21 protein-coding genes are annotated in these 25,197 nt (G+C 72.2%); 11 read left to right on the top strand and 10 right to left on the bottom strand.

The genetic code is table 11. The annotated features are described in order from the left end of the window. Positions 1–169: 169 nt before the first annotated feature. On the top strand, positions 170–1,294 hold the full coding sequence (locus ACVCAG_RS28175) for a transglycosylase SLT domain-containing protein (protein WP_440086094.1): 1,125 nt from the start codon (positions 170–172) through the stop codon (positions 1,292–1,294). Between the two features lie 5 nt (positions 1,295–1,299). Here the strand turns inward: ACVCAG_RS28175 and ACVCAG_RS28170 are convergent, their stop codons facing one another. After that, positions 1,300–1,623 carry a MerR family transcriptional regulator gene (locus ACVCAG_RS28170; protein ID WP_440086095.1) on the bottom strand — a complete coding sequence of 108 codons (324 nt, stop codon included), beginning with the start codon at positions 1,621–1,623 and terminating at the stop codon, positions 1,300–1,302. A 729-nt stretch (positions 1,624–2,352) separates the two neighbouring features. Further along, entirely contained in the window at positions 2,353–2,724 is a 372-nt protein-coding gene (locus ACVCAG_RS28165) for an anti-sigma factor antagonist (RefSeq protein ID WP_440086096.1), read from the bottom strand. 283 nt (positions 2,725–3,007) lie between these two features. Between ACVCAG_RS28165 and ACVCAG_RS28160 the strand changes: the two genes are divergently transcribed. Then, on the top strand, positions 3,008–3,877 hold the full coding sequence (locus ACVCAG_RS28160) for an MEDS domain-containing protein (RefSeq protein ID WP_440086097.1): 870 nt from the start codon (positions 3,008–3,010) through the stop codon (positions 3,875–3,877). Next, positions 3,874–4,830, top strand: coding sequence for an anti-sigma factor RsbA family regulatory protein (locus ACVCAG_RS28155; protein ID WP_440086098.1), 957 nt, complete (start codon positions 3,874–3,876; stop codon positions 4,828–4,830). Before ACVCAG_RS28160 ends, ACVCAG_RS28155 begins: the two co-directional genes overlap by 4 nt. A 21-nt stretch (positions 4,831–4,851) precedes the next feature. Here the strand turns inward: ACVCAG_RS28155 and ACVCAG_RS28150 are convergent, their stop codons facing one another. From ACVCAG_RS28150 to ACVCAG_RS28130, 5 genes are all read right to left on the bottom strand, one after another. Further along, positions 4,852–5,445, bottom strand: a complete 594-nt coding sequence (locus ACVCAG_RS28150) for a GNAT family N-acetyltransferase (RefSeq protein WP_440086099.1) — start codon at positions 5,443–5,445, stop codon at positions 4,852–4,854. Further along, positions 5,442–6,914: an amino acid permease gene (locus ACVCAG_RS28145; protein WP_440086101.1), complete on the bottom strand. Its 1,473-nt coding sequence runs from the start codon at positions 6,912–6,914 to the stop codon at positions 5,442–5,444. Before ACVCAG_RS28145 ends, ACVCAG_RS28150 begins: the two co-directional genes overlap by 4 nt. Positions 6,915–6,945: 31 nt before the next feature. Then, a complete protein-coding gene (locus tag ACVCAG_RS28140) occupies positions 6,946–7,551 on the bottom strand; it encodes a GPP34 family phosphoprotein (RefSeq protein WP_440086103.1) in 606 nt (201 codons plus the stop codon). A 466-nt stretch (positions 7,552–8,017) separates the two neighbouring features. Beyond that, positions 8,018–8,791 carry a GyrI-like domain-containing protein gene (locus ACVCAG_RS28135; RefSeq protein WP_440086104.1) on the bottom strand — a complete coding sequence of 258 codons (774 nt, stop codon included), beginning with the start codon at positions 8,789–8,791 and terminating at the stop codon, positions 8,018–8,020. Between the two features lie 299 nt (positions 8,792–9,090). After that, the gene (locus tag ACVCAG_RS28130; RefSeq protein ID WP_440086105.1) at positions 9,091–10,278 is read right to left on the bottom strand and encodes an esterase-like activity of phytase family protein; all 1,188 of its coding nucleotides are present in this window, start codon (positions 10,276–10,278) and stop codon (positions 9,091–9,093) included. 716 nt (positions 10,279–10,994) lie between these two features. Here ACVCAG_RS28130 and ACVCAG_RS28125 point away from each other — a divergent pair. The 7 genes from ACVCAG_RS28125 to ACVCAG_RS28095 all read left to right on the top strand — a co-directional run bounded on the left by ACVCAG_RS28125 (position 10,995) and on the right by ACVCAG_RS28095 (position 18,062). Then, complete coding sequence (locus ACVCAG_RS28125; RefSeq protein ID WP_447190567.1) at positions 10,995–11,246, top strand: hypothetical protein; 252 nt, start codon at positions 10,995–10,997, stop codon at positions 11,244–11,246. Positions 11,247–11,328: 82 nt separating this feature from the next. After that, positions 11,329–12,387, top strand: coding sequence for a glycosyltransferase (locus ACVCAG_RS28120; protein ID WP_440086107.1), 1,059 nt, complete (start codon positions 11,329–11,331; stop codon positions 12,385–12,387). Between the two features lie 189 nt (positions 12,388–12,576). Continuing rightward, complete coding sequence (locus tag ACVCAG_RS28115; protein ID WP_447190566.1) at positions 12,577–13,716, top strand: glycosyltransferase; 1,140 nt, start codon at positions 12,577–12,579, stop codon at positions 13,714–13,716. Next, positions 13,713–14,777, top strand: coding sequence for a glycosyltransferase (locus ACVCAG_RS28110; RefSeq protein ID WP_447190565.1), 1,065 nt, complete (start codon positions 13,713–13,715; stop codon positions 14,775–14,777). The genes ACVCAG_RS28115 and ACVCAG_RS28110 overlap by 4 nt, the downstream gene beginning before the upstream one ends. A 207-nt stretch (positions 14,778–14,984) precedes the next feature. After that, positions 14,985–16,469 carry a glycoside hydrolase family 130 protein gene (locus ACVCAG_RS28105; RefSeq protein ID WP_440086110.1) on the top strand — a complete coding sequence of 495 codons (1,485 nt, stop codon included), beginning with the start codon at positions 14,985–14,987 and terminating at the stop codon, positions 16,467–16,469. Between the two features lie 164 nt (positions 16,470–16,633). Continuing rightward, positions 16,634–17,191, top strand: a complete 558-nt coding sequence (locus ACVCAG_RS28100; protein WP_440086111.1) for a helix-turn-helix domain-containing protein — start codon at positions 16,634–16,636, stop codon at positions 17,189–17,191. Further along, on the top strand, positions 17,184–18,062 hold the full coding sequence (locus ACVCAG_RS28095) for an SRPBCC domain-containing protein (protein ID WP_447190564.1): 879 nt from the start codon (positions 17,184–17,186) through the stop codon (positions 18,060–18,062). Before ACVCAG_RS28100 ends, ACVCAG_RS28095 begins: the two co-directional genes overlap by 8 nt. Before the next feature lie 71 nt (positions 18,063–18,133). On the opposite strand, the gene ACVCAG_RS28090 is transcribed toward ACVCAG_RS28095, so the two are convergent. Both ACVCAG_RS28090 and ACVCAG_RS28085 read right to left on the bottom strand, forming a co-directional pair. After that, positions 18,134–18,478, bottom strand: a complete 345-nt coding sequence (locus ACVCAG_RS28090; RefSeq protein ID WP_440086113.1) for a hypothetical protein — start codon at positions 18,476–18,478, stop codon at positions 18,134–18,136. Positions 18,479–18,831: 353 nt separating this feature from the next. Next, on the bottom strand, positions 18,832–19,965 hold the full coding sequence (locus ACVCAG_RS28085) for a M12 family metallopeptidase (RefSeq protein WP_447190563.1): 1,134 nt from the start codon (positions 19,963–19,965) through the stop codon (positions 18,832–18,834). An 88-nt stretch (positions 19,966–20,053) separates the two neighbouring features. Between ACVCAG_RS28085 and ACVCAG_RS28080 the strand changes: the two genes are divergently transcribed. Then, a complete protein-coding gene (locus ACVCAG_RS28080) occupies positions 20,054–22,279 on the top strand; it encodes a helix-turn-helix transcriptional regulator (protein WP_447190562.1) in 2,226 nt (741 codons plus the stop codon). Positions 22,280–22,397: 118 nt separating this feature from the next. On the opposite strand, the gene ACVCAG_RS28075 is transcribed toward ACVCAG_RS28080, so the two are convergent. After that, entirely contained in the window at positions 22,398–25,052 is a 2,655-nt protein-coding gene (locus ACVCAG_RS28075) for a CHAT domain-containing protein (RefSeq protein ID WP_440086117.1), read from the bottom strand. Positions 25,053–25,197 lie beyond the last annotated feature (145 nt).

The following is a 25,197-nucleotide window of genomic DNA, read 5'->3' as shown; positions in this document are numbered from 1 at the left end:
AACAGTGCTGTTTGGCGCATCGGATCAGGACTAAAGTCCTTCCCGGAGCAGCCGATCAACATCGCCGCCCACGCCGGCCCGGCCTGACGGCTGCGCTCTCTCCCCCGCGACGAGTCCCGTTGTTCGGGAAAGCGGCCCGGGAGGCCACCGCTCGGGTACGTTGGGGCCGATGAACGATCAGCACGCGGAGGTTTCACGGCCGGAGCGTGGCCACCGGCCGGGCGGGCGGACGACGCCCGCCCGGCCGGACGTCTCGGAGGGCAGGCCGCGGGGCACGCGCGCGGGCCGGTCGCGCGGGAGGCCGATGGTCGCCTCGCTCGTCGGCCTGGTCGTCGCGATCTCCGGCTGCGCCGCCTCACAAAGCGCGACCTCACAGGACGCCGCCTCACAGGACGCCGCCCCGCGAACGGGTGCCGCGCGGGACACCTCCTCGCAGAGCGCCGCCCCGAAGACGACACCGCCGCCTGCGGCGGAATCCGCGGGCCGGACTCCCGCGGGCCAGACGGCACCCGCTCTGCCCGCCCCGGACGCGACGATCCCCACCGACCCGTCACGGCTGGCCCGTTCCCTCACCACGACCACCGCGGAGCTCCGGCGCGCCATCGACGGCTGGAGACGCGAGGGCGACCCCGCCAAGGGGCGACCCCCCGAGCCGGTGGTGCTGCTGGCCCTGCACCAGCAGCGCATCTACCGCTACCTGGTCCTCAACCCGAAGGTCGCCTCCCGCACCTACGCCAGGCTGCCGAAGGCCCTGGCCGGGCAGGCGAGGGACAACGTGACGGCCGGCCGGGACCTGCGCTCCCTCGTCCGGCCCATCAGCGGAGCGGCGAAGTTCCGCGTCCAGCCGCCCAAGCCCGCCGACTTCCTGCTCGGCCACTTCCGGTATGCCGAGCGGCGGTTCGGCGTCGACTGGGAGGTGCTGGCGGCGGTGATGTTCGTCGAGACCAAGTTCGGCCGGGTGCGGTCGCCGAGTCACACCGGCGCCAAGGGGCCCATGCAGTTCATGCCGCGAACATGGGCCGCCTACGGGATGGGCGGCGACATCCAGGACACCCGTGACGCCCTGCTCGCCGCGGCCAACTACCTGCACGCGTCGGGGGCGCCACGCGACTACCGGCGCGCGCTGTACGCCTACAACCACTCCCAGGCGTACGTCGACGCGGTGCTGCTGCACGCCCGCCAGATCAAGCAGGACATCAGGAACTACTACGCCTACTACAACTGGCAGGTGTTCGTGGTCACCACCCGCGGAGACCGCCGCCTCACCGGCCCCGGCCTCACACCCGGCGGCTGAGGTCCTCACTGGCGGTCGCGGCTCCGCTGGAGTTCGGAGTTGATGCGCAGGGCCTCGGCGAGCTGGTCCTCCAGGATGATGATGCGGCAGGCCGCCTCCAGCGCGGTGCCCTGGTCGACCAGTTCGCGGGCGCGGGCGGCCAGGCGTAGCTGGTAGCGCGAGTAGCGGCGGTGGCCGCCCTCGGAGCGCTGCGGCTCGATCAACTTGGCGGTGCCCAGGTTGCGGAGGAACGCCGGGGTGACGCCGAGCATCTCGGCGGCCCGGCCCATGCTGTAGGCGGGGTAGTCCTCGTCGTCGAACCGGTGACCGGAGACCTCACCCGAGCCCATCGGCCCTCCCCGCTGCGGTGACCCGGTGGGCCGGTTCAGCCTTGCCGGCGGTGCCGCGGAGCCCGAGCCCTGCGCGGACGGCCGACGCCGTCACTGCTTGATCCATACAACCTTCCCGGAATGCCGACAGGGGCCCCGGCGCCTTGATGCGCCGGGGCCCACGAGGTTCAACACCATCTATCGGCCCTGGGGCCGATCCGTTTCTTCCGCACCGGCCGCCCGATGGGGACGGGGATGCGGGGATCGCGTGTGCGTGACCGTAGACCACCTTCCAATCCGTGGGACTGCGGTACCCGTGCGGCGGAACATCAGCCGTCAACGGGCGATCCTGATGGCGTTCAACACTCCCTTCGCTATCTCTGCTTCTTCGATCTCATGCGTCACTTACCGCAACCGCGCGCCCATGGCCAGGACCCTTCACCTGCTGTGCCGGCCCCGGCACGTCCGACGTCGCGGCTTCGTTCACCGCTACTGCCGTGGCAGCGCGTCCACGGCCGGGACCCTTCAACCGCTCGGCCCCGGCACGTCCGACCTTCTGCCCCTCTTCACGGTCTTACCGCGTTGTCTCCTGCTGTCCACGCTCGTCCGGGCAGCTCGTCGTGATGCCTGAGTCCTGCGCTGCCCTCGCGGATCCGTTCCTTGCGATGTCAGAAACCATACCCCCGCTCGATACGAATGTCTACATCGGCCACTACAGATTTTCGCTCTCGTGAAGGTAGGAGCGGCGCCTCACGTCGGGGGGAGCAGCTCGGCGACGGCCTGTTCGGCGTTGTCGCGCAGCTCGAAGCGGGGCAGCAGGCCGGTGCGTCGCAGCAGAAGCCTCAGGCCGTCCGGGACGCCCGCGAACAGGAGCCGGCCGGTGGCGGTGTCCTGGATGCGCTGCCGGGTGTTGGCCAGGATTCCCAGGGCCGTGGAGTCGTAGAAGGTCAGCTGTGACAGCTCCAGCACCAGGCGGGGACCGGCGCTCAGTTCCCAGACCTCGTTGACGTGCCGGGTGAGCGTGGGGGCGGTGACGAAGTCCAGGTGCCCGCCCACCTCCAGCACGCTGCAGTGCCCGCGATGAGTCACCCGCACCCACAACGCCTGCTTGTGACGATCCACCTCAGCCCTCCCTGGCCGCGTACCGATGGCGGACCCCCGCGATACCCCGATAACGAGCGGCAATGCCCCTCCCCACGGACCAAACGCGAATCCGCCGGCGCATACCCCGGTCCGGCCGCCGCGAACGTCCCCGGCGGCGGACGCGGGTGACGGCGGTTACGGTCGCCGCGACGTCGACAGACCCGCTCCAGGCGAGGACGAGCTGTATAGGCTTACCTGGCGATAACTATGAAATTTCCGAAATATCTCCTTTTCCCGACGAGATGGCGATTAGGGGGAAGTGATGCGCCATGTCAAGGACGTGAAGCTGGGCGATCACCTGTGCCTGGCGTTCTCGCATGAGGACGAGCAGCGCGAGGTGGCCTCCGCCTTCGTCTCCGCGGGCTTGGAACGCCGGGAGCGGGTGCTGTACTTCACCGACGGCCCGGCACCTGGGCGCGTACGTCACTGGCTGGAGGACGCCGGGGTCGATGTGACCTCGGCGATGCGGACGGGCCAGTTCGACGTCGTCTCCAACGACGACGGCTACCTGGCCTCGGGCCGGTTCGACGCCGATACGATGATCACCACGCTGAGGCGCGAGATCGAGGCCAGCCTGGAGGCGGGGTTCACCGGGTTGCGGGTCAGCGGGGAGATGAGCTGGGCCCTTCGCGACAGACCGGGCGTCGAGCAGCTCGAGCACTACGAACGCCGCGTCACCGCCCTGTTCGCCGAAGGCCTGTCGGCGGCGATCTGCCAGTACGACACGCGCCTGTTCCCCGCCGAGCGCCTCGGCGCGCTGGTCGGCAGCCACCCGGACGACGTGCGGATGAACGCCCTGTTCCACGACGGCCAGCTGCGTGTCATCCCGTCCTTCGACGCCGTCGGCGGCCGTGTGCTGCGGGTGATCGGCACCATCGACCACCGGAACACCACGGTGCTGCGCACGATCCTGGACGCCGATTCGAGCGCGGACGTACGCTTGGACATGGCCGGCCTGGAGTTCATCGACGTGGCGGGCCTGCGCGATCTGGCGCACGCGGCCGCCCGCCTCCCGCGCGGACGGCGCCTCCTGGTGCTGAATCTGGCTCCCATGCTGGGCGAGGTCATCCGCCTGGTCGGCTGGGACCGGACCCCCGGCCTGATACTCGACTCGGAGGCTGTCCCCGCATGAGCAGCATCACCGTCCAGCCCTCGGACGCGGCGCCCGGGTTGATCCACCAGGCACTGATATACGACACCGACCAGGCCTTCCTCTCCGCCACCACCGCTTTCTGCCTCGACGGCCTGGCGCGGGACGACAGGGTCCTGGCGGTGACCACCGAGGCCAACATCGAGCTGCTGAGGTCCGGCCTGGGCGACGCGGCGGGCCAGGTGGAGTTCGTCGCCGCGCGGAAGTGGTACGACGCGCCCGGCCGGACCCTGGCCGCCTACAACTCCTACGTCAACACCCACTCGCCCGCCCACCGGCGGATCCGCATCATCGGCGAGCCCGTCTGGCACGGCCGCGGCGAGCGGCAGGAGGCGGAGTGGACCCGGTACGAGGCGATGCTCAACGTCGCGTTCGCCGGCAGCCCGGCCTGGATCGTCTGCCCCTACGACACGCGGACGCTGCCCGGGCGTATCGTCGCCGACGCCCGCCGCACCCACCCGGACCTGCTGGTCGACAGCAGCTCGCGGGCGAGCCGGGACTATGACGATCCGGCGACCTTCACCCACGCCGCCGACCACCGTCCCCTGCCGCCGCCCGCCGGGACCGAGGCGACCATCCGGTTCGACGCCGACCTGTCCCGGATGCGGAGGCGGGTGGCCGCGTGGGCGGCCGCGTCCGGCCTGTCGGACGAGCGGGCCGAACGGCTCCTGCTCGCCGTCAACGAGGTCGTCGCCAACGCCGTCGAGCACGGCGGCGGGCACGGTGAGATACGGCTGTGGACCGACGGCCCGGCCATCGGCTGCGACGTCACCGACCCCGGGCACATGGACACCCCGTTTCCCGGCTACCTGCCGCCCGGCCTCACCGGCCTTCGCGGCCACGGCCTGTGGGTCGTCCGCCAGGTCTGCGACCTGCTGGAGATCCGCACCGGCCTGCCCGGCACCCAGGTCCGTCTTCACCTCTCCCGCGCCTGACCTCGGCTCGGCGCGCCGGAATCAGGGGTTCGGCGGGCGCCACATCGGGAACATCGGCGGGCCGCCGGGCAGGACCAGCGGGTCGCCGAGGTCCCGGTAGCCGTGCCGCAGGTAGAGCCTGCGGCTGCGAGTGCTGCTGGCCTCCAGGTACGCGGGTGTCCCCGCCTCGTCGAGCCCGCGGTGGTACCCCTCCAGCAGCCGGGTCCCCGTCTTCCGTCCCTGATGTCCGGGAAGCACGGCGAGGAACGCCAGGTAGTGGTGTGGCTCGTGGGGATGGCGCCGGTCCATCTCCTCGCCCATCTGCTCGATGCGCTCCGCGTGGGGCCCGGCGAACGCCTCCACCCGGGCGGCCCGGTCGGGGATCTCGGGAAGCGGCTCGACCCCCTTGTGGTACCACACGGCCACGGCGGACATGTCGGCCGTCGCGTGGACCTCGCCGTGAGTGAGGGCGCCTTCGCTGAGCATGGAGAAGAAGGGGGGCATCACCCGGCGGCGGTCCTCCTCCGGCGGGATCATCCAAGCCGAGACCTCCTGCTCGTGGAAGGAGGTGGCGATGATCGCGCCGATGGTCTCGGCGACCCCGGGAGCGTTCTGGATGCGAATGATCTCGGTCATTCGTTCCCTCCCACGGCCGCCTGGGCGCCCAGGCCGATGTTGGCGTACACCTTCGGCCGCCTGGCCCGCAGGGCGAGTCCCCACATGACGCCGAACCCCGCGGCGACGAAGTAGATGGCGGGCATGATCCAGCGGAGCGGGGAGTCGGGGGCCACGCCGAGCACGGTGTCGAAGTTGAGCAGGACGAGCACGATGACGACGAACAGCAGGACGGAGGAGATGACCGGGGCGATGCGGGTCCGCCAGGCGTTCTCCTCGTGGGGGTTCTTGGCGAAGAAGACCAGCACGGAGACCGAGGTGGCCGCCAGCATCATGAGCAGTCCCAGGCCGCCGAACGACCCGACGGTGAAGAACAGCTGGATGACCGGGTCCAGGTCGAAGATCGCGTATATGACGATCGTGGCCAGCCCGATGACGCTCTGCGCCACCGAGCCGTTGACCGGGGCACCGGTCCGGGGGGAGGTACGGCCGAAGGTCTCGGGCAGGACCCTTTCCCTCCCGAGGGCGAAGACGTAGCGGGAGATCGTGTTGTGGAAGGCGATCAGCGCGGCGAAGAGGCTCGTCACGAAGAGCAGGGAGCCGATGGTGGCGATGGTCGCCCCCAGGTGCTGCCCGGCCAGGTTGAACAGGAGATTCGAACTCTGCTCGCGCGAGGTCTCGACGATCTTGTCCGAGCCGATCGGCACGGTCATCGCCCAGGAGGACACGGCGTAGAGCCCGGAGATGACGGCGAGCGCGACGTAGGTCGCGATCGGCACCGTGCGCCTCGGGTCCTTGGTCTCCTCGGAGAACACCACCGACGACTCGAAACCCGCGAAGGACGCGATGCAGATCGCGACCACCGCTCCGATCCCGGGGACGAAGAGGTTCGACGGGTCGAAGACGTCGAGGCTGTAGCCCGAGGCCGACGGGTTGACCAGGTCCGCGATGTCGAACAGGACGACGACGGCTATCTCCGTCAGCAGCAGGACCGACAGGACCTTCCCGTTCACGTCGACCCGCATGAGGCCGAGCGCCCCGGTCAGCACCCAGGCGACCAGCCCGATGACCCACCAGGGCGGGGAGCTGCCGAACCAGCCGGCGATCAGCGGCTGGGCGGCCGCGCCGATCATTCCGTAGAGACCCACCTGGAGCGCGTTGTAGGCCAGCAACGCGACCCACGCGGTCGCCACCCCCACCGGCCTGCCGAGCCCTTTCGCGGTGTACGCGTAGAACGCCCCGGCATTGACGACGTGGCGGGCCATCGTCACGTAGCCGACGGCGAACAGGCCCAGGATGCCCCCGAGCAGGATGAAGGCGAGCGGCACGCCGGTCACGCCGGTCGCGGCGTAGGCGGCGGTCACCGAGCCGCCGATGACGGTGAGCGGCGCCGCCGCCGAGATGACGAAGAAGACCACGGAGGGCACGCCAAGGCGGTCCTGGGCCAGCGCGGCGGAGACCGCGCCGGTTCTCTGCTCTGTCACGGACATCGAGGGACTCCTTGGAATGAGGGGGGTGGGCTCACCGGCGGGTGATGACGGCGTCGCCGACGGCGGCCTCGGTCTGGGCGATCAGTTCCTGGAGCGGCGCCGGAAGGGCGGCGATCGCCGCGGAGAGGTACGCCGGGTTCTGCTCCCACAGGACGAGCTGGTCGCCGCCGGTCGCGACGAGCAGCCCCAGCAGGACGCGGTCCTGGGCGTTGAGTGGCTCACGGCGTTGGATCGCCAGGTTGACGCGCCCGACGGGCCACCCCGCGACGTTCACGTCGACCGGTACCCGTCTCCGTGACGGGCGCCTGCCGGGCGGGCGCAGCAGCCCGTCGGCGGTCATCCGGGCCGCCACGTCGGCGAGTGCAGTACGGGCGAGGAACTGCAGCCAGGTACGGAAGCGGTGCGAGGGTTCGGCGACGATGTGCCCCAGGGCGGTCCGGGTGAGCGCGTCTTGAGGCGGCGCCGCGTCGAGGACGACGAGCCGCACCTGTCCCGCCGCCGATCCCACGGTCACCCGCCCGGCGAGCATCAGTTCTCCCAGTACGGCGGCGGCCAGCCCGAGACCGGTCAGACGGGCGTGAAGCCTCATCCGGCCGGTCGCGTTGTCATGCACGACAAAGAACAGGTCGTCTGCCAATCGGGTTCCTGAAAGATCAACTCCAACCACGAACGGCGATCGTATAGCTAAATCATTAAATTTGTCATTATGCGAACAAAGTTCTAGCGGCGGACATAGATGAACCCGACGAGAATCAAAGAAGCGGGAAGATGGCCAAGAACCCGGAGCCATGCCGAGGACACCTCGACGACTCCAACGAATCCAGAAATTTACTTATTTTTGGCCATCAGCAGGCAGGTGCCGGGAAGCGACGGGCCAAGGAGTTCGGGAGCCGGAACAACCCCGGTCAGGCGGCTCCCGAAAGAGGAGGTCCACGAATCCCGATGAATCGTCGCGGTACTTTGATGCGAACACTTTTGGCATTTTAGGACCGACGTAATGCCGGGGCGGCTTTCGGGTCTCCGCCCGGGGTGATAGCGGGGCGCACGCGCCCGCGCGGGGCCGGACTCGGCCGCTTCTGGATCGCCGGCGGCCGGACACCCGTTCATTCCGGGTCATTCAGTTTGATCATCAGATGTGTCACCAGCCGGTCCTGTGGCGTGGTGGCGGGGTTGGAGACGTACACCTCCCGCAGCGGGCCGGCAGGCATGTGCCCGCGCTCGCCCACCCAGGCGAGCAACGCGTGTGTGGTGAGAGGGATCTGGTCGTACGCCCCGATATGGGTCGCCGACGCGTACAGACCGCCCGGCAGGACGTCCGAGGACGTCCCCGGGACGTCCTCGGACGTCTCCAGCGCGACGGCCACGGCCACCTCCTCCGCCATGTCGAGCGGGAACAGGCCGACCAGCAGCCCGTCCGGCACGCCCGCCGCCGCGAGCAACCGGGCCACGCACGCCGAGGTGACCGCGCCGATCCGCTCCTGAGGCGCGGTGTCCCGTACGACGACCACCCGCCGGGCGGGCTCGCGGACGACCGTCACCTCCGGCCGGGGCAGGCCCTCGGACAGGATGCGTTCGAGCGCGGCGAAGTTGCGCTCTCGGCGCGCCAGCTCGGCCTCCATGCGGTCGCGCACGCCGCCGAGCACGCCCGCCTCACCGGACAGCACCCGCCCGATCGAGGGGAGGGGTACGTCGAGGGAGCGCAGCAGGCCGATCAGCATCGCGGGGCGCGCCTGGTCGGGCCGGTAGTAGCGGTAGCCGGTGTCCGGATCGACATACGCCGGGGCCAGCAGGCCCAGCTCGTCGTAGTGGCGCAGTTGCTTGACGCTGAGCCGGCACAGCCGTGCGAACCGCCCGATCGGCAGGTGTCCCTCGTTCACCTCACCAGAATGAAGGTTCCCGCGGTGGGAGGGTCCAGCCGGACCGCCGTCTCCCGATCCGCCCGTGGGCCGCGGGGACCGGCCCCGGCACGGGAGACGGAGACCCGGTCAGGTGCCGGACCGCCGCGCCTCCCGCGACGACCGGACGAGCGGGCGAGCGGGCGAGCGGGCGGCGGGGACGGCGGAACAGCAGGCGTGGCCGGGACCCGTGTCGCGGGTCCCGGCCACGCCCGGGTTCTTTCTCGATCGAGCCGCCGTCACCTCGTGGCCGGCGGGGGCACCGGTCGCCCGGTGCTATCTCAACGGCCGTCGCAGCCCCGGGCGGCGAAGGCCAGGAACTGGGTGGCCTCGTTGCTGTCGAAGTTGTCGTCGGAGCCGACCACCAGCGTGCACTCGCCGTTGCGCAGGCGCGGCCCCCAGGCGAGGCTCTCCAGATTCTGCAACGGCAGCCGCACCCTGCCGAAATCGGTGACGAGACGCTTGGAAACCGGGCGGTACGGGCGTCCGGCGGCCAGGCTGTCGCGGGTCAGCACGTTCGTGGCGCCGCGCAGGTCGATCTCGTACAGTTTGGCCTTGTAGTTGACGCCCTCGATCCAGGAGCGCTCAAGGGCGAGGTAGCGGTTGTCGTCGATCGCCAGGATCTCCGAGACCCCGCTGTCGGACTTGCCGTTCGCCGGGATCGGCGCCGCCGGGAGCTTGTCGATCGGGTAGGCGTACTGCCCGCGCGGCCGGCCGTCGCGTCCCCACACGGTGATGCGGGCCGTGGCGCCCCGGCTGACGGTCGGCGGCGCGCCGTCCTCGTATCGCGGGCCTTCCGTGACGGCCGCGATGGTCCGCTCCGTGGAGGTCAGCCCCTCGAACCCGAAGTTGCGCCGGGGGCCGCTGGTGGTGGCGGTCATCTTCAGGTTGCGGGGAACCGGCAGCTCCCCGAGGTAGCGGCCCTCGCTGTTGGTCCAGCGGACGGACAGGTCGGACACCGGGATGTCGGGGTTCTCCGCGTCCGGCCGGTCGCCCTCGTTGGCCCACAGCACCCTGCGGCTCCACCGGTCGTAGCGGATCGTCTCGGGATCGGCGGACCTGGGCCGGCCGTAGGCCGGGTAGGAGCTCCCGCCGGGACGCCGCAGGGTGGTGACCCCGGTGAGGTTCACCCCGGTGAACGCCCCGGTGACCGGGTGGATGTCGAAGCGGCCGGTGTAGAAGCGGGCCGGGTTGTAGCGCCACCGGTCGTCGGATATGAGGTACCAGGTGCCGGTGCGGGGGTCACGGTCGAGACCGGAGAGGCCGCCGACGGTGGTCCCCCGGAACCGCATCCTGTGTGGCAGGCGCTGCTCGCCGAGGAAGCGGGTGATCCGGAGCCCCTGCGCCGGAGGCGCGGCCACCACCGAGGACTCCGCGGCCGTCGCCGACGCCTGCGCACCGGCGGCCCCGAGGCTGACCGCCGTCGCGAGCGCGGCCGCGAGTGCCGTGATTCTTCGCGAATTGGTCATATGACTCTCCTCTTCCCAGTAATGATCCCGAAAGAACTGGCTGGAATATGAGACCGCGGATTGCGGAAAATTTCCACGAGAATCAACAATTCAATGCCCATTGGCCGCTCAATGACAGAGCAGAATAAGCCATTTGTCACGCATTTCCATCACCAAGTCGGCGATAAGGGCAAGCCGCTTCAAAACCTGCGGGTAAGGATGTCGGGGACGGCGCCGTACGGGCAGCTCACACCCGGAACGCGTACACGCACGGACATCCGGCGACGCCCGCGACGCCGCGTCCGCACGGATCCGGCCGAGGTGGCGCGCATCCGCACGGCGACGGCTCGGGCCGTTTCCCGTGCGTGAATTGCACCGGATTGGATGGCGATCGACCCGTCATGACGCGGAGAAGCCACCCTGACGGGTGAAATACCGTTCCGGGGTTTATCTATCGATCGCGGTGACGCGTACACGAATGCAAGGTGCCGAGGGCCGATCTGGCTCGCTGACGTTCTTGTCCCGGTTCGCGGGCATGAGAGGGAGGGGGTTTGACCAGGTGCTCGGCGGGGTGATGAGCCGGCGGGGCGGCGAGTCGGCTGGTCGGAGCGTCAGCGGGTCGACGATCATGGTGGTCGTTCGCCCGCTCGGGGTGGCCTCCGGCGCGAGGAGTACGCTCGACAGGACGCCGACAACTCCGCCGGGTCTACTCCACATGGACATCTGGACGGCGAAACATGGCGGATACCGAGCCCGCGTGCGAGCTGCACCTGCGAATCGCCGGGCAGCCCCACGACCTGATGCTGCGCCTGCACGGACACGAGCCCACCGAGGACGAGGTGGCGGGCTGGATGCGGGACGGGTCGGTGGTCAGGCTCCAGGTCACCGAAACGGCCGGGCGGACACCCCACACCATGCTGGTGAATTTCAGCAGCGTGGTTTTTGCCTGGCTCTGTCCTTACCAGTCCGGCAGAGGGGTGAATCTGTGAGGTCGAGGGAGGGCCTGGGACGGGTACGCACCGGATCCGGTGACCGGTGAGGGCGGCTTCGCCTGAGGGGGGCGCGCCGAAGGTGACTCCGGCGAAAGCGGCTCCGGCAGAGGCGGCGCCGGAGCCGGCTCCGCTGAAGGTGGCCCTGCTGGGACCGGTCGCCTGGCGTACGCCGCCGCGCCACTACGGGCCGTGGGAGCAGGTCACCAGCCTGCTCGCCGAGGGACTGACCGCCAGGGGCGTCGACGTGACGCTCTTCGCCACCCTCGACTCGATCACCTCGGGGACGCTCGACGGGGTCTGCCCCACCGGGTACGCCGAGGATCCGTCCCTCGACGGGCGGGTGTGGGAGGCGATGCACGTCGCGCACGCGCTGGGGCGTTCCGCCGAGTTCGACCTCGTCCACAGCCACCTCGACTGGCTGCCCCTGGCCTTCGCGGGCCACTGCCGCGCTCCGCTGCTCACCACGATCCACGGGTTCTCCGGGGCGGGGATCCTGCCCGCCTACGCCCGTGCCCGATCGGCCTACGTCTCCATCTCCGACGCCGACCGCTCCCCCCGGCTCGACTACGTCGCCACGGTTCACCACGGCATCGACCTCGGGCTCCTGCCCTTCGACCCCGACGGCGGCCGAGGGCTGGTCGTCTTCGGCCGGGTCCATCCCGACAAGGGGACCCACACGGCGATCGAGATCGCGCGGCGGGCCGGGCTGCCGCTGACCGTCTGCGGGATCGTCCAGGACCGGCGCTACTTCGACGAGCGGGTCGCCCCGCACGTCGACGGCGAGCGGGTCAGGTTCCTCGGCTCGGTCGGCCCCGAGCGGCGCGCCGAGATCCTCGGCGGAAGCGCGGCCCTGCTGCATCCCATCGCGTTCGACGAGCCCTTCGGCCTGTCGGTGGTCGAGTCGATGGCCTGCGGCACCCCCGTGGTCGCCTACCGGCGCGGGTCGATGGCCGAGGTCGTGGATCCGGGCGTGACGGGCTTCCTGGTGGACACCGTCGAGGAGGCCGTCTCCGCCGTTTCGCGCGTCGGCACGATCGACCGGGCGGGTTGCCGCGCCCAGGCCGAACGCAGATTCGGGGTGGAGAGAATGGTGACCAATTATTTACGCATCTACCGCGACATAGTGGACCGAGCGTAATCCCCTGATACTGTCGGAGTGACGTAGCCCCCGCGGTCCTCTGCGGGGTCGCGGCAGCCGGGCCCCGATGAGGACGGCCCCCGGCGCCAGGCTTCGGTTCCATCCGCCACCACGCCGGCCGATGGACGTCTTCATCCCGTGAGGTCCGCATCCGTGAGCCGGGGCGGCCGATGACCGGAAGGCTTGGCAGTGGCCTGTACATATGGATTTCTCAGCACCCACCCGCCCACGCAGTGCGGGCTCGCGACCTTCAACTCCGCCCTGGCCGCCCACCTCACCGAGGGGGGCACCCGCGGCGGGATCGTCCGCGTCACCACGGACGGCGACGACGAACGCGCCGTGCCCGGGGTCGTGCACACCTGGGCCCCCGGCGGGCGCGAGAGCTGGAAGGCGGCGGCCTCCGCCCTGGAGCGGTTCGACGTGGCGGTGGTCCAGCACGAGTACGGCATCTACCCCGGCCAGGACGGCCAGGACGTCCTGCCGCTGCTGCGGCATCTCATGGTGCCGAGCATCGTGGTCCTGCACACCGTGCTGACCCGGCCGACCCCCCGGCAGCGAAGGCTGCTCGAGCAGATCGTGGACGCCGCCGGCGCGGTGGTCACCATGACCGGCACCGCCCGCGACCGGCTGCTCGCCGGCTACCACGTCGACCCGGGCAAGGTGTCGGTCATCCCGCACGGAGCCGCCGACCACATGCGCGTCCCGGCCCAGCGCCGCCTGCGGCCGCACCTGCTCACCTGGGGGCTGATCGGCCCCGGCAAGGGCATCGAGTGGGCGTTGCAGGCGCTCGCCCTGCTGGGGGACCTCTCCCCCTCGCCCACGTACACGATCGCGGGCAAGACCCACCCCAAGGTGCTCGAACACCACGGGGAGGCCTACCGCGACCGGCTGCAGCGGATGGGGGCGCGGCTCGGCGTGGCCGCCTCCGTGCGGTACGACCCGGTCTACCGCGACCAGGCCTCGCTGATCCGGCTGGTCCGCTCGGCCGACGTGGTCGTGCTGCCGTACGACTCGCACGAGCAGGTGACCTCCGGTGTCCTGATCGAGGCGGTGGCCGCCGGGGTGCCGGTGGTCGCCACGTCCTTCCCGCACGCCGTGGAACTGCTCACCGGCGGGCCCGGCCTGCTCGTCCCCCACGAGGACCCCGCGGCGCTCGCCGCGGCCGTACGCCGGATCCTCACCGAGCCCGGCCTGGCCGAGGACCTCAGGAACCGTACCCACGCCCTGGTCCCGACCCTGCTGTGGCCCGCCGTGGCGGCGCGCTACGAGGACCTCGCCCGGGGCCTGCTCACCAGACGCCCGGCGGCCGTGGCGGTGGCCCTGCCGTGACCCCCGCGACCCCCGCCCCCCACACGGCCCCCATGGTCGCCTCCGCCATCCCCGGCTTCCGGCACCTGGCGCGGCTGAGCGACGACACCGGCCTGTTCGAACACGCCAGGCACGCCGTCGTCCGCCGCCAGCACGGCTACTGCACCGACGACGTCGCCCGCGGGCTCGTCGTCACCAGCCGCGAACCGGCGCCGGCCCCCGAGGTGCGGCGGCTCGCGGAGTGCTACCTGGCCTTCCTCACGCACGCGCAGGACGGCTCCGGCACGTTCCACAACCGGTTCTCCCACGACCGGCGCTGGACCGACGAGCCCGGTCTCGGCGACTGGTGGGGCCGGGCGCTGTGGGGCCTGGGCACCGCGGCGGCCCGCAACCCCGCCCCGTGGATCCGCGACGAGGCCCTGATCTCCTTCGCCCTCGGCGCCACCAGGCGGTCCACGCATCCGCGCGCCATGGCGTTCGCCGGGCTCGGCGCGGCGGAGGTCCTGCGCGTCATGCCGGACAACGCCCCGGCCGCGGCCCTGCTCGCGGACGCCGCCCGCGCGGTCGGCGTCCCCCCGGCCGACCCCGACTGGCCGTGGCCGCAGCCCCGGCTGACGTACGCCAACGCCGCCCTCGCCGAGGTGCTCATCGCGGCGGGCCACCTCGGCGGCGATCACTCGATGCTCGCCGACGGCCTGCGGATGCTGACCTGGCTCCACGACATCCAGACCAGGGACGGGCGGCTGTCGGTCGTGCCCGTCGCGGGCTGGCGGCGGCACGCGCCGCGGGACCGCTACGACCAGCAGCCGATCGAGGTCGCCGCGCTCGCCGACGCCTGCGCCACGGCGGGCGCCGTCACCGGCGACCCCGCCTGGCAGGCGGGGGTGTGGCGGGCGTCGGCGTGGTTCCAGGGCGCCAACGACCGGGGTACGGCGATGTGGGACACCGCGACCGGCGGCGGCTACGACGGCCTGACCCTGTACGGGCCCAATCTGAACCAGGGCGCGGAGTCGACCATCGCACTCATCTCCACCCTGCAGCACGCCGAGCACCTGGTGAGCGAACGGAGTGAGGTCGTCTGAAGGCATCGTGCCCTGGTCACGGGACCGGCGGGATGATGTCATGGGTGTCATGACGGGATATGGCGCGACCTTCACACGGCGTCGCGTCCCGACCGCGCTCCTTGGGGGACGCCGCGTCCCGGCCGTGCCCTCCGGAAGGTGCCGCGCCCCGACGGCCTCCCCCGGAAGGCACGGCGTCCCGGCCCCGAGACCCCTGAACGAGGTGCCATGACCATCAGGGACCTGGCCACCCGGCTCGACCAGACCCTCGCCCCCGACCCGCGAAGAGTGATCATCAAGCTGTTCGTGCCCGGCGAGGACGCAGCCCTGGCGCGCAGCCGGGCCGCCGCCCTGATCGACCGCATCACGCTTCTCGGCCACGACGAGACCGCCGCGCTCCTCGAGGAGACGCTGCGGGGGTTCGGCGACCGGCACCGCGACCTCGCGACGACCTTCCTGCACCACTACGACCTGGTCCGCTACCGGGTCCCGAGCCATGTCGACCTGCGGCCGGCGGCCCGCCTGCTGGTCGGCGCCTACTTCAGCCACGAGTACGCGGTGGAGGGCGCCGCGCTGTGCAACCCCTCGATGGTCGCCCACCCCGACCAGTCCGGCCTGAGCCCGGGACGGCTGCGCGTGGTGATCAGCACGCGGCAGATCGGCGAGGGCCACCTGTCGTCCATCGGCTTCGTCACGGCGGTGCTCGGCCCCGGCGACGAGCTCGTCGTCGCCGACCGCTCGGGACCGCTGGCCGCCGGCCCTCGGCACGGGGTCCCCCACCGGCGTGACCTGCTCGCCGCCGCGCTCACCGACGAGGGCTGGGACAACGAGGTCTCCGCCACCGTGCTGGGCTCGCTGCCCGACCTCTTCGACGACGACGACTTCGAGCAGGCGGTCGCCCGGCTCCCCACCGACCTGCTCACCCGCACCACCACGCACGGCACCGTGGAGGAGCTGCGCCGGGCGACCGCCGCCGACTACGCCGTGACCTTCCCCGCCGACGTCCCGATCGAGCGGCGGGTGCTCTGGCCCGCCACCGCGGCCGAGAGCAACGGGATGGAGGACGCCCGTTTCGTGAGGATCGTCGATGAGGACGGCACGCCCTCGTACCGCGCCACCTACACCGCCTACGACGGGCGGCACATCCGCTCGCACATGCTCGCCAGCGACGACCTGCGTACCTTCGAGGTCACCCCGCTGCGCGGGCCCGCCGCCGTCAACAAGGGGATGGCGCTGTTCCCGCGCCGGGTGGGCGGGCGCCGGCTGGCGCTGTGCCGCTCCGACGGCGAGACCATCGGCCTGACCTCCCTCGGCGAGGACAGCAGGTGGCGGCGCCCGGTACCGCTCCACACCCCCCGCAGCGGCTGGGAGCTGATCCAGGTCGGCAACTGCGGATCCCCCCTGGAGACCGAGGCCGGCTGGCTCGTCCTGACCCACGGCGTCGGCCCGATGCGCCGCTACGCCATCGGCGCGCTGCTGCTCGACCTGGACGAGCCGCGCCGCGTCATCGCCGAGCTGCCGGGCACGCTCCTCACCCCCGGCGACACCGAGCGCGAGGGGTACGTGCCCAACGTCGTGTACTCCTGCGGCGGCCTGCTGCACGCGGGCGCCCTGTGGCTGCCGTACGGGGCGAGCGACGCCCGGATCGGATTCGCCCGCGTGACCCTCGACACCCTTCTGGGGGCGATGCGATCGTCCCCGGAAGGCAGGTGAGCCCCGCACCTCCCGCCCGCCCTGCTCTTCTGGTCTTCTGGTCTCCTGGCCGCCTTCCTCTCGCCCGCCTGACCGGTCGCCGGTCACCGCGGAGAGACGCCGGGCGAGCTCCTCCGCGCCGACCATTGAAAAAATATAATTTTACGTACAAGCTTGATTTTGCGATGAGAGACGTCCTGTACCTGGAGCAGATCGAGCAGGCCGAGGCCCTGCTCAAACCGCAGCGCATCGAGGTGCTGCGGCAACTCGCCGAGCCGCGCTCGTGCACCGAGGTGGCGGCTCTGCTCGACCAGACCCCGCAGCGGGTCTACTACCACGTCAAACGCCTGGTCGAGGCGGGCCTGGTGACACAGGTGACCGAGCGCAGGGTGCGCGGCATCCACGAGGGCGTCTACCAGGCGAGCGCCCGTTCCTACTGGCTCTCGCCCCGCCTCGTCGGCCGGATCGGCCTGCGCACGACCCGGGACGACCTGGGCCTGGGCTACCTGCTGGACCTCATGGAGGAGGTTCAGGCCGACATCGGCGCGCTCGACAGGACCGCGCCGGAGCTGCCGTCCATCGGCGTGTCCGGCGAGATCCGCATGCTCCCCGAGCGGCGTCAGGAGTTCCTGAACGACCTCCAGGCGGCGCTGCAAGACCTTTTCACCCGTTACGGCGGCACCGAAGGGGACGCCTTCAAGCTCGCCGTCGCCTGCTACCCCAAGGGAGAACCCCGTGAGTGAGCCGATGAGGCTGAGCGCGCGCGTGACCGCACCGCTCAAGGCAGTCCACCACGCCCTGACCGACCCGGGCGAGCTGCGCGTCTGGCTGGCCGAGCACGCCGAGGTCGAGCTGCCGCACCGGTACGCGTTCTGGGGGCGTCACACCCCCGACGGAGAGGCGCCCCACCAGCGGCCGCTGCACGTCGACGACCACACGCTGCGCTTTTCCTGGCTGCTCGGCGGCGAGGAGACGACCGTCGAGATCAGCCTGGAGGAGGAGAGCGCGGAGTCGACCATCGTGACGCTGACGCAGACCCACTTCGACCAGGAGTCCGCGATGACCGAGGGCGGAGTCCTGGGGACGCTGCAGACGTTCTGGTGCCTGTCGATCGCGAACCTGGTCGACCACCTGGAGGGCCGCGGGCTCACCCCGAAGGCCGACTTCACCTCCCCGATCATGCGGGAGCAGCTCGTCATCGGCGGCTCGCCGGAGGCGGTCTTCGACTCGCTCGTCGACCCGGAGAAGTTCAGCCGGTGGTTCGGCTACAAGGTCGACCTCGAGCCGTACGTCGGCGGGCGGTTCGCGATGGGCGGCTTCGAGGCCAACGACACGCCCGCGAAGGTCGTCGCGCTGGAGCCGGGCCGCGGCCTCTCCCTGGAGTGGCCGGGCCTCGGCGTCTCCAGCTGGGAGCTGGAGGATTCGGGCGGCGCGACACGGCTCACCTTCGTGGAGAGCGGCTTCGACGAGAAGAACCCCCCGTACGCCGGGTGGATGGGCTGGCTCAGCGGCATCGCCGAGCTGCGCCGCTTCCACGAGCTGAGCGACTGGCGCCCGATCTGGCTCGACGCGAGCATTCCGGGCTCGCCGGAGCAGACAGAGGTGAGCGGCTGACCACGAGGGGCGGGATCGGCGGCATGCCGGTCACGCCCCTCCGTCACCCCCGTCACACGACCTCGTGAATGTCACGGGGTCCGGTGAGTGTCACCCGATTCCATGGAGCGCTCCGCCTTCTTCATCTTCATCCTTACGACGACCGCTCCCGCCACGAAGGCGACGACGAACACGAGGGAGACGATCCGCCATTCGCTCGGCCAGTCCAGCACCTGCGGCAACGCCAACGCGACCAGGGCCAACCAGAAGAGCAGCAGGTACCACGCGTACGGCCGCACCGGCAACGCCCGGTCGCCCTTGGAGTACAGGGGAGGGAACCGGCCTGTCGCCAGCGTGTAGACGCTCTGTGCGACCATCACGCATCCGAGGACCAGAACAGCCCAGTTGATCACCGTTAAAATTATGTTGTCGCTCATCAGGATCGTCCCCCATCCCCGCCGCCTATGAACGAAACCCGTCTTTTCCGACCGTCGGCCACCTGCCCCGCGATATGCGAGGAAAACCATTCATTCGGATGACTGCGCGCGACTCCGACCCGCCTTTTCCCGCTCCGGAAAGATGAACTGCGGAAACGCCGGACATATACCGGAGATCTAGCTGACGCAGAACTCGTTCTCCTCGGGGTCGAGCATCGTCACCCCGTAGTGGTCGTCGTTTCCCTCCGGCGTCGTCACTCTCGCCACGGTCGCCTCCGTGTCGCCACCTCGCCGGCCCGTCGCCGGCGCCGGCGATCCTGCACGACGCGTACGACAGTTCCGGCACCCGGCGCTCACCAGCACATGACGGCGGCCTGGCCGGGTCCCCAACAGGAGTGGACACGCGCGCGCAGGACGTAGCGGCGGTCCCTGAGCAGGTGGACGCGGAGGGACGCGTTGCGCGGGCGCCCGCCGTCGTCGTCGCCCGCCAGATAGCGCGGGTCGCCGCCGACCTCCTCGAACAACACCAGCACCGTGTCGCACTCGCCGAAGACACCGACGGTGTAGTCACGGGTGGCGCGAGGTGTGATCACGAAGTCGCGCTGCTCCCCCGCCCCGGTTCCGAGCGGGGCGGAACGGAACGGCCGCAGCTCGGAGGGCGGCGCGGCTCCCGGGGGCGGGTACCAGCGGCGGGCGAACGCGGCGTCGGGCCCGGAGACGGTGCCCGGCGGCACGATCCCCGCCCGGTGGCACGAGGGTTCCAGGATGAGCCCCGGGCCGAGCCGGTATCCCATGACGGACAGCGGATCCCATACGGGGCCGTTCGCCTCGCTCTCGTCGAGCCTGCGGATGACGTTGTGGAACGTCCGCGACCTCGGCCAGAGATTCGGCGGCCCCGCGAAGTCCTCGTAGACGGCCTCCTCGTCCCAGAGGATGCCCGAGTACGGGCTCTGGTGCTCGTGGACCATGCCGATGACGTGGCCGATCTGGTGCAGCACGGTGCCCCGGCCGGACGCCCCGGTGAGGTCCCAGCCGAAGTTCACCGTGCGGGAGGCGGTCCCGACGCGGAGCGCGTCGCGTCCCACGGCCGACCACGATCCGGCGTCCCGCCGGAACCCGATCCGCACCTCCGCCTCGGTACGGTCGGCGACCTCGGCGAACTCCAGCCCGATGCCGAGGTCCTTCCACTCCTGGAACCCCCGGCGCACGGCGTCGCGCTGCCCGCCGTCGCCGTGCTCGCCGTCATGCCGCCCGCCCAGGAAGCAGTAGTGCAGGACCGTGCCGTTCAGCCACGCCCGCCGCCCCGAGAGCAGGGCCGCGCGCCGCCGCCCCTCGAGCCCGTCCGGCGGCGCGTAGGCGGGGTACGGCGGGAGCGAGCAGTGCCGGACGCGCTCGCCGTCGCCCGCCCTCATCGACGTCCCCGCGGCATGGCGGCCCTCGCCCGCGGGCAGGGTGGGGAGATCAAGGAAACCGTGTCCACATGCCACGAGACTGGGGACGGAATCCCGGACGCGCATGAGTAGGGCCTACTCAATTCCACGTGTATCACGGACGGGCGGCCCGGCTCATACCGCTGTGAGAAACCCACGGTCCCCCTGGCCGTTCACGGCCAGGACTGAGGAACTCGATCTCGTACGGCGAAACCTGGCGGCCGGCCGCCGGGGCGTCGTCGTGACCGGCGCGGCGGGGAGCGGCAGGAGCCGCCTGGCCGCCGAGGCCGTACCCGTGCCCGAGACTGTGACCGAAGCCATGACCGAGCCGGTGCACGCGCGGATCACGGGAACGCCGGACACCCTGGACAGCCCGCTCGCCGCCTTCGCCCATCTCCTCTCCCGCTCCCTGCGCCGCGCCGGGCTTTCCACCTCCCGGGATTCCGCGGGGCTCCCCGTCTCCCCGTCCCTCACGGGATCCTCCCCGCGCCCCGCGGGGCTCCTCTGCCCGCCGGACCCGGTCGAGGCGCTGGACGGGGTGCGCGTGCTCGTCGTGGACGACGCCCACCTCCTCGACGACTCCTCGGCCGCGCTCGTCCACCGCCTGGCGCTCAGGGGGCGTACCCGCCTGCTCGTCACGGTCCGTGAGGGCGTGCCCGTGCCGGAGGACGTCTCCAGGCTCTGGAAGGAGAACCTCCTGCCGCGCGTGGCGCTGGTCCCCATGACGGAGCGCGAGTGCGGCGAACTGCTGTCCCGGGCGGTGGGCGGCTACGTGGACACCCTCACCGTCCGGCGCCTGCACCGGGCGAGCCGCGGTGACCTCCGCCTCCTGCGCGAGCTGGTCGTCGCCGTCCACGCCGGAGGGGACCTGAGCAACGTCTCGGGCACCTGGACCTGGCGGGGCACTCCCCCGATGACGGCGCGCGTCAGGGAGCTGGTCGAGGACACGATCCGCGACGTCGACGGGGAGGAACGGGAGGCGCTGGAGCTCATCGCGTCCGGCAGGCCGCTGAGGCTGGTCATGTCCGGCGAACCGCAGGAACCCCCCACCGCGTCCGACGCCCCCTCGGAACCCGTCGCGTCCGGCGCGCTCCCGGAGCTCCTCGCGTCCGGTGAGCGCCCGGTCCCGGACGCGCCGGGCGCCGGGACCGCCTTCGGCGTCCTCGAACGCCTGCGGGCGAAGGGGCTGGTCACCGTGGACGACCGGTTGTCGGTCCGGCTCGCCCACCCGCTGCACGGCCCGGTGCTCAGGGCCGCCGCGAGGCGCCCGGGGACGGGCGGTCCTTCCGGCTCGCCACGGCTCCCGCGGGCCTCGGCAACGGCCACGGCGCTGGCGGGCGAGTGCGAGGACCTGACCGCACGCGCGTACGCGGGACGGCTCTCGGGGATACCGCGCGGCACCGGCGAGCGGATGGCCGAGGACGACACCGGCTGGGACGAACCCGCGATGCCGGAGTTCTGCGCGCGGCGCGCCCGGGTGGCCCGGCTTCGCGGGGAGACCCGCGAGGCCGTCGCCTGGAGCCGCGAGGGACTGCGCCGTTCCCCCCACCACCGCGCCTGCCTGGCCGAGCTCGCGCACGCCTCCGCCTACCTCGGCGACCTGACGACCGCGCGGCAGGCCCTGTCGCGCGGTCCGGCCCCCGGCGGGGACGCGCGGGCGCGCGCGCGGCCCGCCGCCCAGGACCGGTCCCCGGGATCCTCGGTGTCCCCGGCGGCACCGGAACCCGGGGGGAACGCACGGTCGTGGGCGCTCGCCGCCGAGCGGGCGCGGACCTGGACGCTCGCCGCCGAGGGAGACCTCGACGGTGCCCTGCGCTCCGCGCTGCGTGCCGCCGGAGACGACCCGCTCGACGACGACCTGTTCGCCCTGCACGACGTGGTGCGGCTCGGGACCCCCGAGCTGGTCGTCGACCGGCTCGGGGAGCTGGCCGACCGCGCGCGGGGAGGCCTCGCCCCCCTGCTGGCGCGGCACGCCCGAGCGCTGGCCGGGCGCGACGGTGAGGCCCTGGACGAGGTGGGGCGTGGTCTCGCCGGCCTCGGCCTGACGCTGCACGCGGCGGAGGCGTTCGCGCACGCGGCCCTCGTCCACGAGGACCGGCGAGCCTCGCAGTCCTCCAGAAACCGGGCCTCCGCGCTGGCGGGCGCCTGCCAGGGGGCGCGCAGCTCCGCCCTGGTCAACCTCGCGCTGCCCAGGCTGACCGCACGCCAGCGGCAGATCGTCAGCCTCGCCGCGGCGGGCCTGACCAACCGGCAGATCGCCGAGCAGCTCACCGTGTCGATCCGTACGGTGGCCAACCACCTGTGCGACGCCTACGCGCGGCTCGGCAGCAGCGACCGCGCCGACCTGGGAAGGCTCTTCACCGTCGGCTGACGCGGCGGGCCGGCCGGGCACGCCGGTCGGCCCGACCGGCCGGGTGCCGGACGTCCCCCGGCCAGAGGCGTCAGGCTCCACCCTGCCGGAGACACCGGACGTCACCCGGCCGGAGCCGTCAAGCCCCGCCGATGGCGGAGAAGGACCAGCCGGTCGCCCGGTTGAGGGCGTCGCCGGGCATCGCCAGCCTGGCGTCGCGCAGGGCCTCGGCCATGCTCAGGCCGCGCCGCAGCCCCTCGTGCAGGGCGAGCATCAGCGGCACCACGGCCTGGTCGTCGACGGGCACCGAACTGGCCACGATCCCGGCCGTGCCCAGCGGCAGCAGCGCCGCGGCGAGGCCGAGCAGTTCGTTCGCGCCGACCGGCTGCAGCCTGCCGGAGTCGCAGCTGGACAGGACGATCCGGTACGGGGCGCTGTGCAGCCGTTCGAGGTCGTGCACCGTGAGCGGGCCGTCGTCCATCCTCAGGGAGGAGAACATCGGGCTGTCGGAGCGGAAGGTGCCGTGCGCGGCGATGTGGGCGAGCCTGCTGCCGTCGAGCGCCGCGAGCACGGCCGGTGCGACCGCGGTGCCCGACCCCAGCACGGTCGCCTCCCCGTACCGCGCGGCCAGGAGCGGGATCTCGGCACCGCCCGTCGCCAGCCCCGGCCCCCTGACCAGCACGACCCGCTCCTTCGCCGGCGACGGCTCGATCTGCCGGGCGCGGAGCCAGGCGCTGGCGGACGGCGACACGCTCAGCACCCGCTCGCCCAGCGCCGGCAGCAGCGCCCAGGGCACCCCGTGCAGCCTGCCCGGCGGGACGACGACCACGGGACCGTCCCCGAGGTGGCGCACGGCGGGACCGAGCAGCGACTCCTGGAGGCGGCGCCCGCCCGCTTCGAGGACGGGCAACCTGCCCTCCGAGCCCCCGTACGCGATCCGCGAGAGGCCCGCGCGGGCGTGGTCGGCGTCGATCGCCGCGTCGGCCAGCCGTCCCGCGGCGAACCTGCGCACCCGGCCCCGGCCGCAGAGCAGGACGTGCAGCTCGCCGTCGACGGCGACGATCTCGACCAGCCACCCGTCGCCGAGCCCGTCGAGCAGGAGGCCCGCGTCGAAGCGGTGCCCGTCGAAACCGCCCGCGCTGCGGGTGCGGAGCGTGCGGGCGCGGATCTCCCTCTCCAGCCGCCGCTGCTCGCGCTCCAGCGCGGGGACCGGCACGCCCCCCTGCCTCGCCGTGTCGACCCGGCTGCTGATCTCGCGGAAGGCCGTCACGTCGCGCAGCAGCCCGGGATCGTCCGGGGGCCGGGTCGGCGGGACCGCGAGCACGGTGGCCCGCCAGCGCTCGCTCCAGCCGAGGAACCGGCGCGGGCTCCCCCCGGCGAGGGTCGCCCGCTGCGCGAGCAGGGCCAGCTCCGCCCCCTGCGCGCTGGCCCGCGCCCGCAGCTCCGAGGCGCCCAGGGTCATCCTGTACTCGTCCAGCAGGTCGAGCCCCCGGCGGCAGGCGTCCAGCACGCCGCGCGTGCGTCCCGCCGTGGCCGCCCTGAGCGCCTGCGCCACCCAGCCGTCCACCCGGGCGAAGGCGGGCCCGCGTCCCCTGGCCCTGGCCGCGGCGGCCAGATGCCGTTCCGCGTCGGCCTCCCAGCCCAGGGCGAGGGCGGTACGGCCGGCCAGCAGCGAGGCCTGGACCGCCTCGGGGGAACGCAGCTCCGCCAGCCGTACGGCGACCTCGGCGGCGTCGCGCACCGAGCGGCCGGAGACCTTTCCCGCCGCGAACCTGGCCTGGACCAGCACCAGCCGGGCGTGGGCCTGCCACCAGTCGCGGCGCTGGCTGGAGAACAGCCGGATGGCCGTGCTCGCGCGGGCGATCGCCGCGTGCGGCTCACCCGCCGCGATCGCGGCCCGCGCGGCGATCAGGAGGAGCTCGGCGCTGCGGGTCGTCTGTCCTCCCATGCGGTTCAGCTGTTCCGTGGCGGCGTCGGCCTCCTCCAGCGCCTCGCGCGCCAGCCCGGCCGCCAGGAGCACCCCGCACCGCCGGATGTGCAGCACGAACATGGGCGTGCCGAGGGCCTCGTAGCGACTCGCGGCCTCGTCGAAGAGACGCAGCGCCGCCGGGAGGTCGCCGGACCTGAACGCCGCCAGCCCGCGGCTCTCCACGGCGTCGGCCTTGTCGTGCTCCTGGTCGGTGGTGTCCCACAGCCGCTCGGCGGCGACGAAGTCGGCCTCGGCCCGCTCGACGGATCCCATGGCCAGGTGGACGGTCGCCCTGAGCGTGAGCGCACGCGCGGTCCAGATCGTGTCCTGGGCGCGGCGCAGGGCGGGAATGGCCCGCCGCAGGTCGTCGAGCGCCTCGCGGTGGCCGCCGAGGATCCACCAGGCGTAGCCGCGGCGGAACAGCACGCGGGCCCCGGTGACCCCGCTGCCCCTCTCGACGGCCGTCTCCAGCGCCGCCATCCCCTGGCGGGTACGGCCCGCGTGGATGAGGGCGGCGCCCAAAGTCGCCAGCACGTCGGCCTCGCGGTTCGGGGAACCGGACCTGGCGGCGAGGGCGCGAGCCTGCCGGAGGTGGCCGATCGCCACCATGAGGTCGCCGAAGTCGCGATGCCAGATGCCGATCACCTGGTGGGCGACGGAGGCGTCGTGCGGCGAGGGCGCGCCCGGCAACCCCGGCAGCCCCGGCAACCCCGACAACACGGCCCGCGCTCCGGCCAGCGCGTCCGCGGGGCGGGCGAACACCAGGGGCAGCAGGGAGAGCGGGTCTCCCGCGGGCGGCGGGATCCGCGAGCTTCCCCCGGTCACGGATCGATGTTAGACGTGGTGTGTTCAGGGCGTCCATGCCGTGGAGCCCTCCGAGGACGCCCCCGTCCGGCTTCGGACTCCCGTTCGCGCCCGGAAATCCGCTCGGGGGGTGTATCAACGAGACGACCGGCGGCTCTTAACCCGT

The sequence above is a fragment of the Streptosporangium sp. G12 genome (genome assembly GCF_052983175.1).
This window is presented reverse-complemented; position numbering and strand designations above follow the sequence as displayed.

Bases quoted from the DNA above. Each gene is read 5' to 3' on its own strand.
- ACVCAG_RS28175 (WP_440086094.1), top strand. From the start codon at position 170: ATGAACGATCAGCACGCGGAGGTTTCACGGCCGGAGCGTGGCCACCGG.
- ACVCAG_RS28170 (WP_440086095.1), bottom strand. From the start codon at position 1,623: ATGGGCTCGGGTGAGGTCTCCGGTCACCGGTTCGACGACGAGGACTAC.
- ACVCAG_RS28160 (WP_440086097.1), top strand. From the start codon at position 3,008: ATGCGCCATGTCAAGGACGTGAAGCTGGGCGATCACCTGTGCCTGGCG.
- ACVCAG_RS28155 (WP_440086098.1), top strand. From the start codon at position 3,874: ATGAGCAGCATCACCGTCCAGCCCTCGGACGCGGCGCCCGGGTTGATC.
- ACVCAG_RS28150 (WP_440086099.1), bottom strand. From the start codon at position 5,445: ATGACCGAGATCATTCGCATCCAGAACGCTCCCGGGGTCGCCGAGACC.
- ACVCAG_RS28145 (WP_440086101.1), bottom strand. From the start codon at position 6,914: ATGTCCGTGACAGAGCAGAGAACCGGCGCGGTCTCCGCCGCGCTGGCC.
- ACVCAG_RS28130 (WP_440086105.1), bottom strand. From the start codon at position 10,278: ATGACCAATTCGCGAAGAATCACGGCACTCGCGGCCGCGCTCGCGACG.
- ACVCAG_RS28125 (WP_447190567.1), top strand. From the start codon at position 10,995: ATGGCGGATACCGAGCCCGCGTGCGAGCTGCACCTGCGAATCGCCGGG.
- ACVCAG_RS28105 (WP_440086110.1), top strand. From the start codon at position 14,985: ATGACCATCAGGGACCTGGCCACCCGGCTCGACCAGACCCTCGCCCCC.
- ACVCAG_RS28100 (WP_440086111.1), top strand. From the start codon at position 16,634: ATGAGAGACGTCCTGTACCTGGAGCAGATCGAGCAGGCCGAGGCCCTG.
- ACVCAG_RS28090 (WP_440086113.1), bottom strand. From the start codon at position 18,478: ATGAGCGACAACATAATTTTAACGGTGATCAACTGGGCTGTTCTGGTC.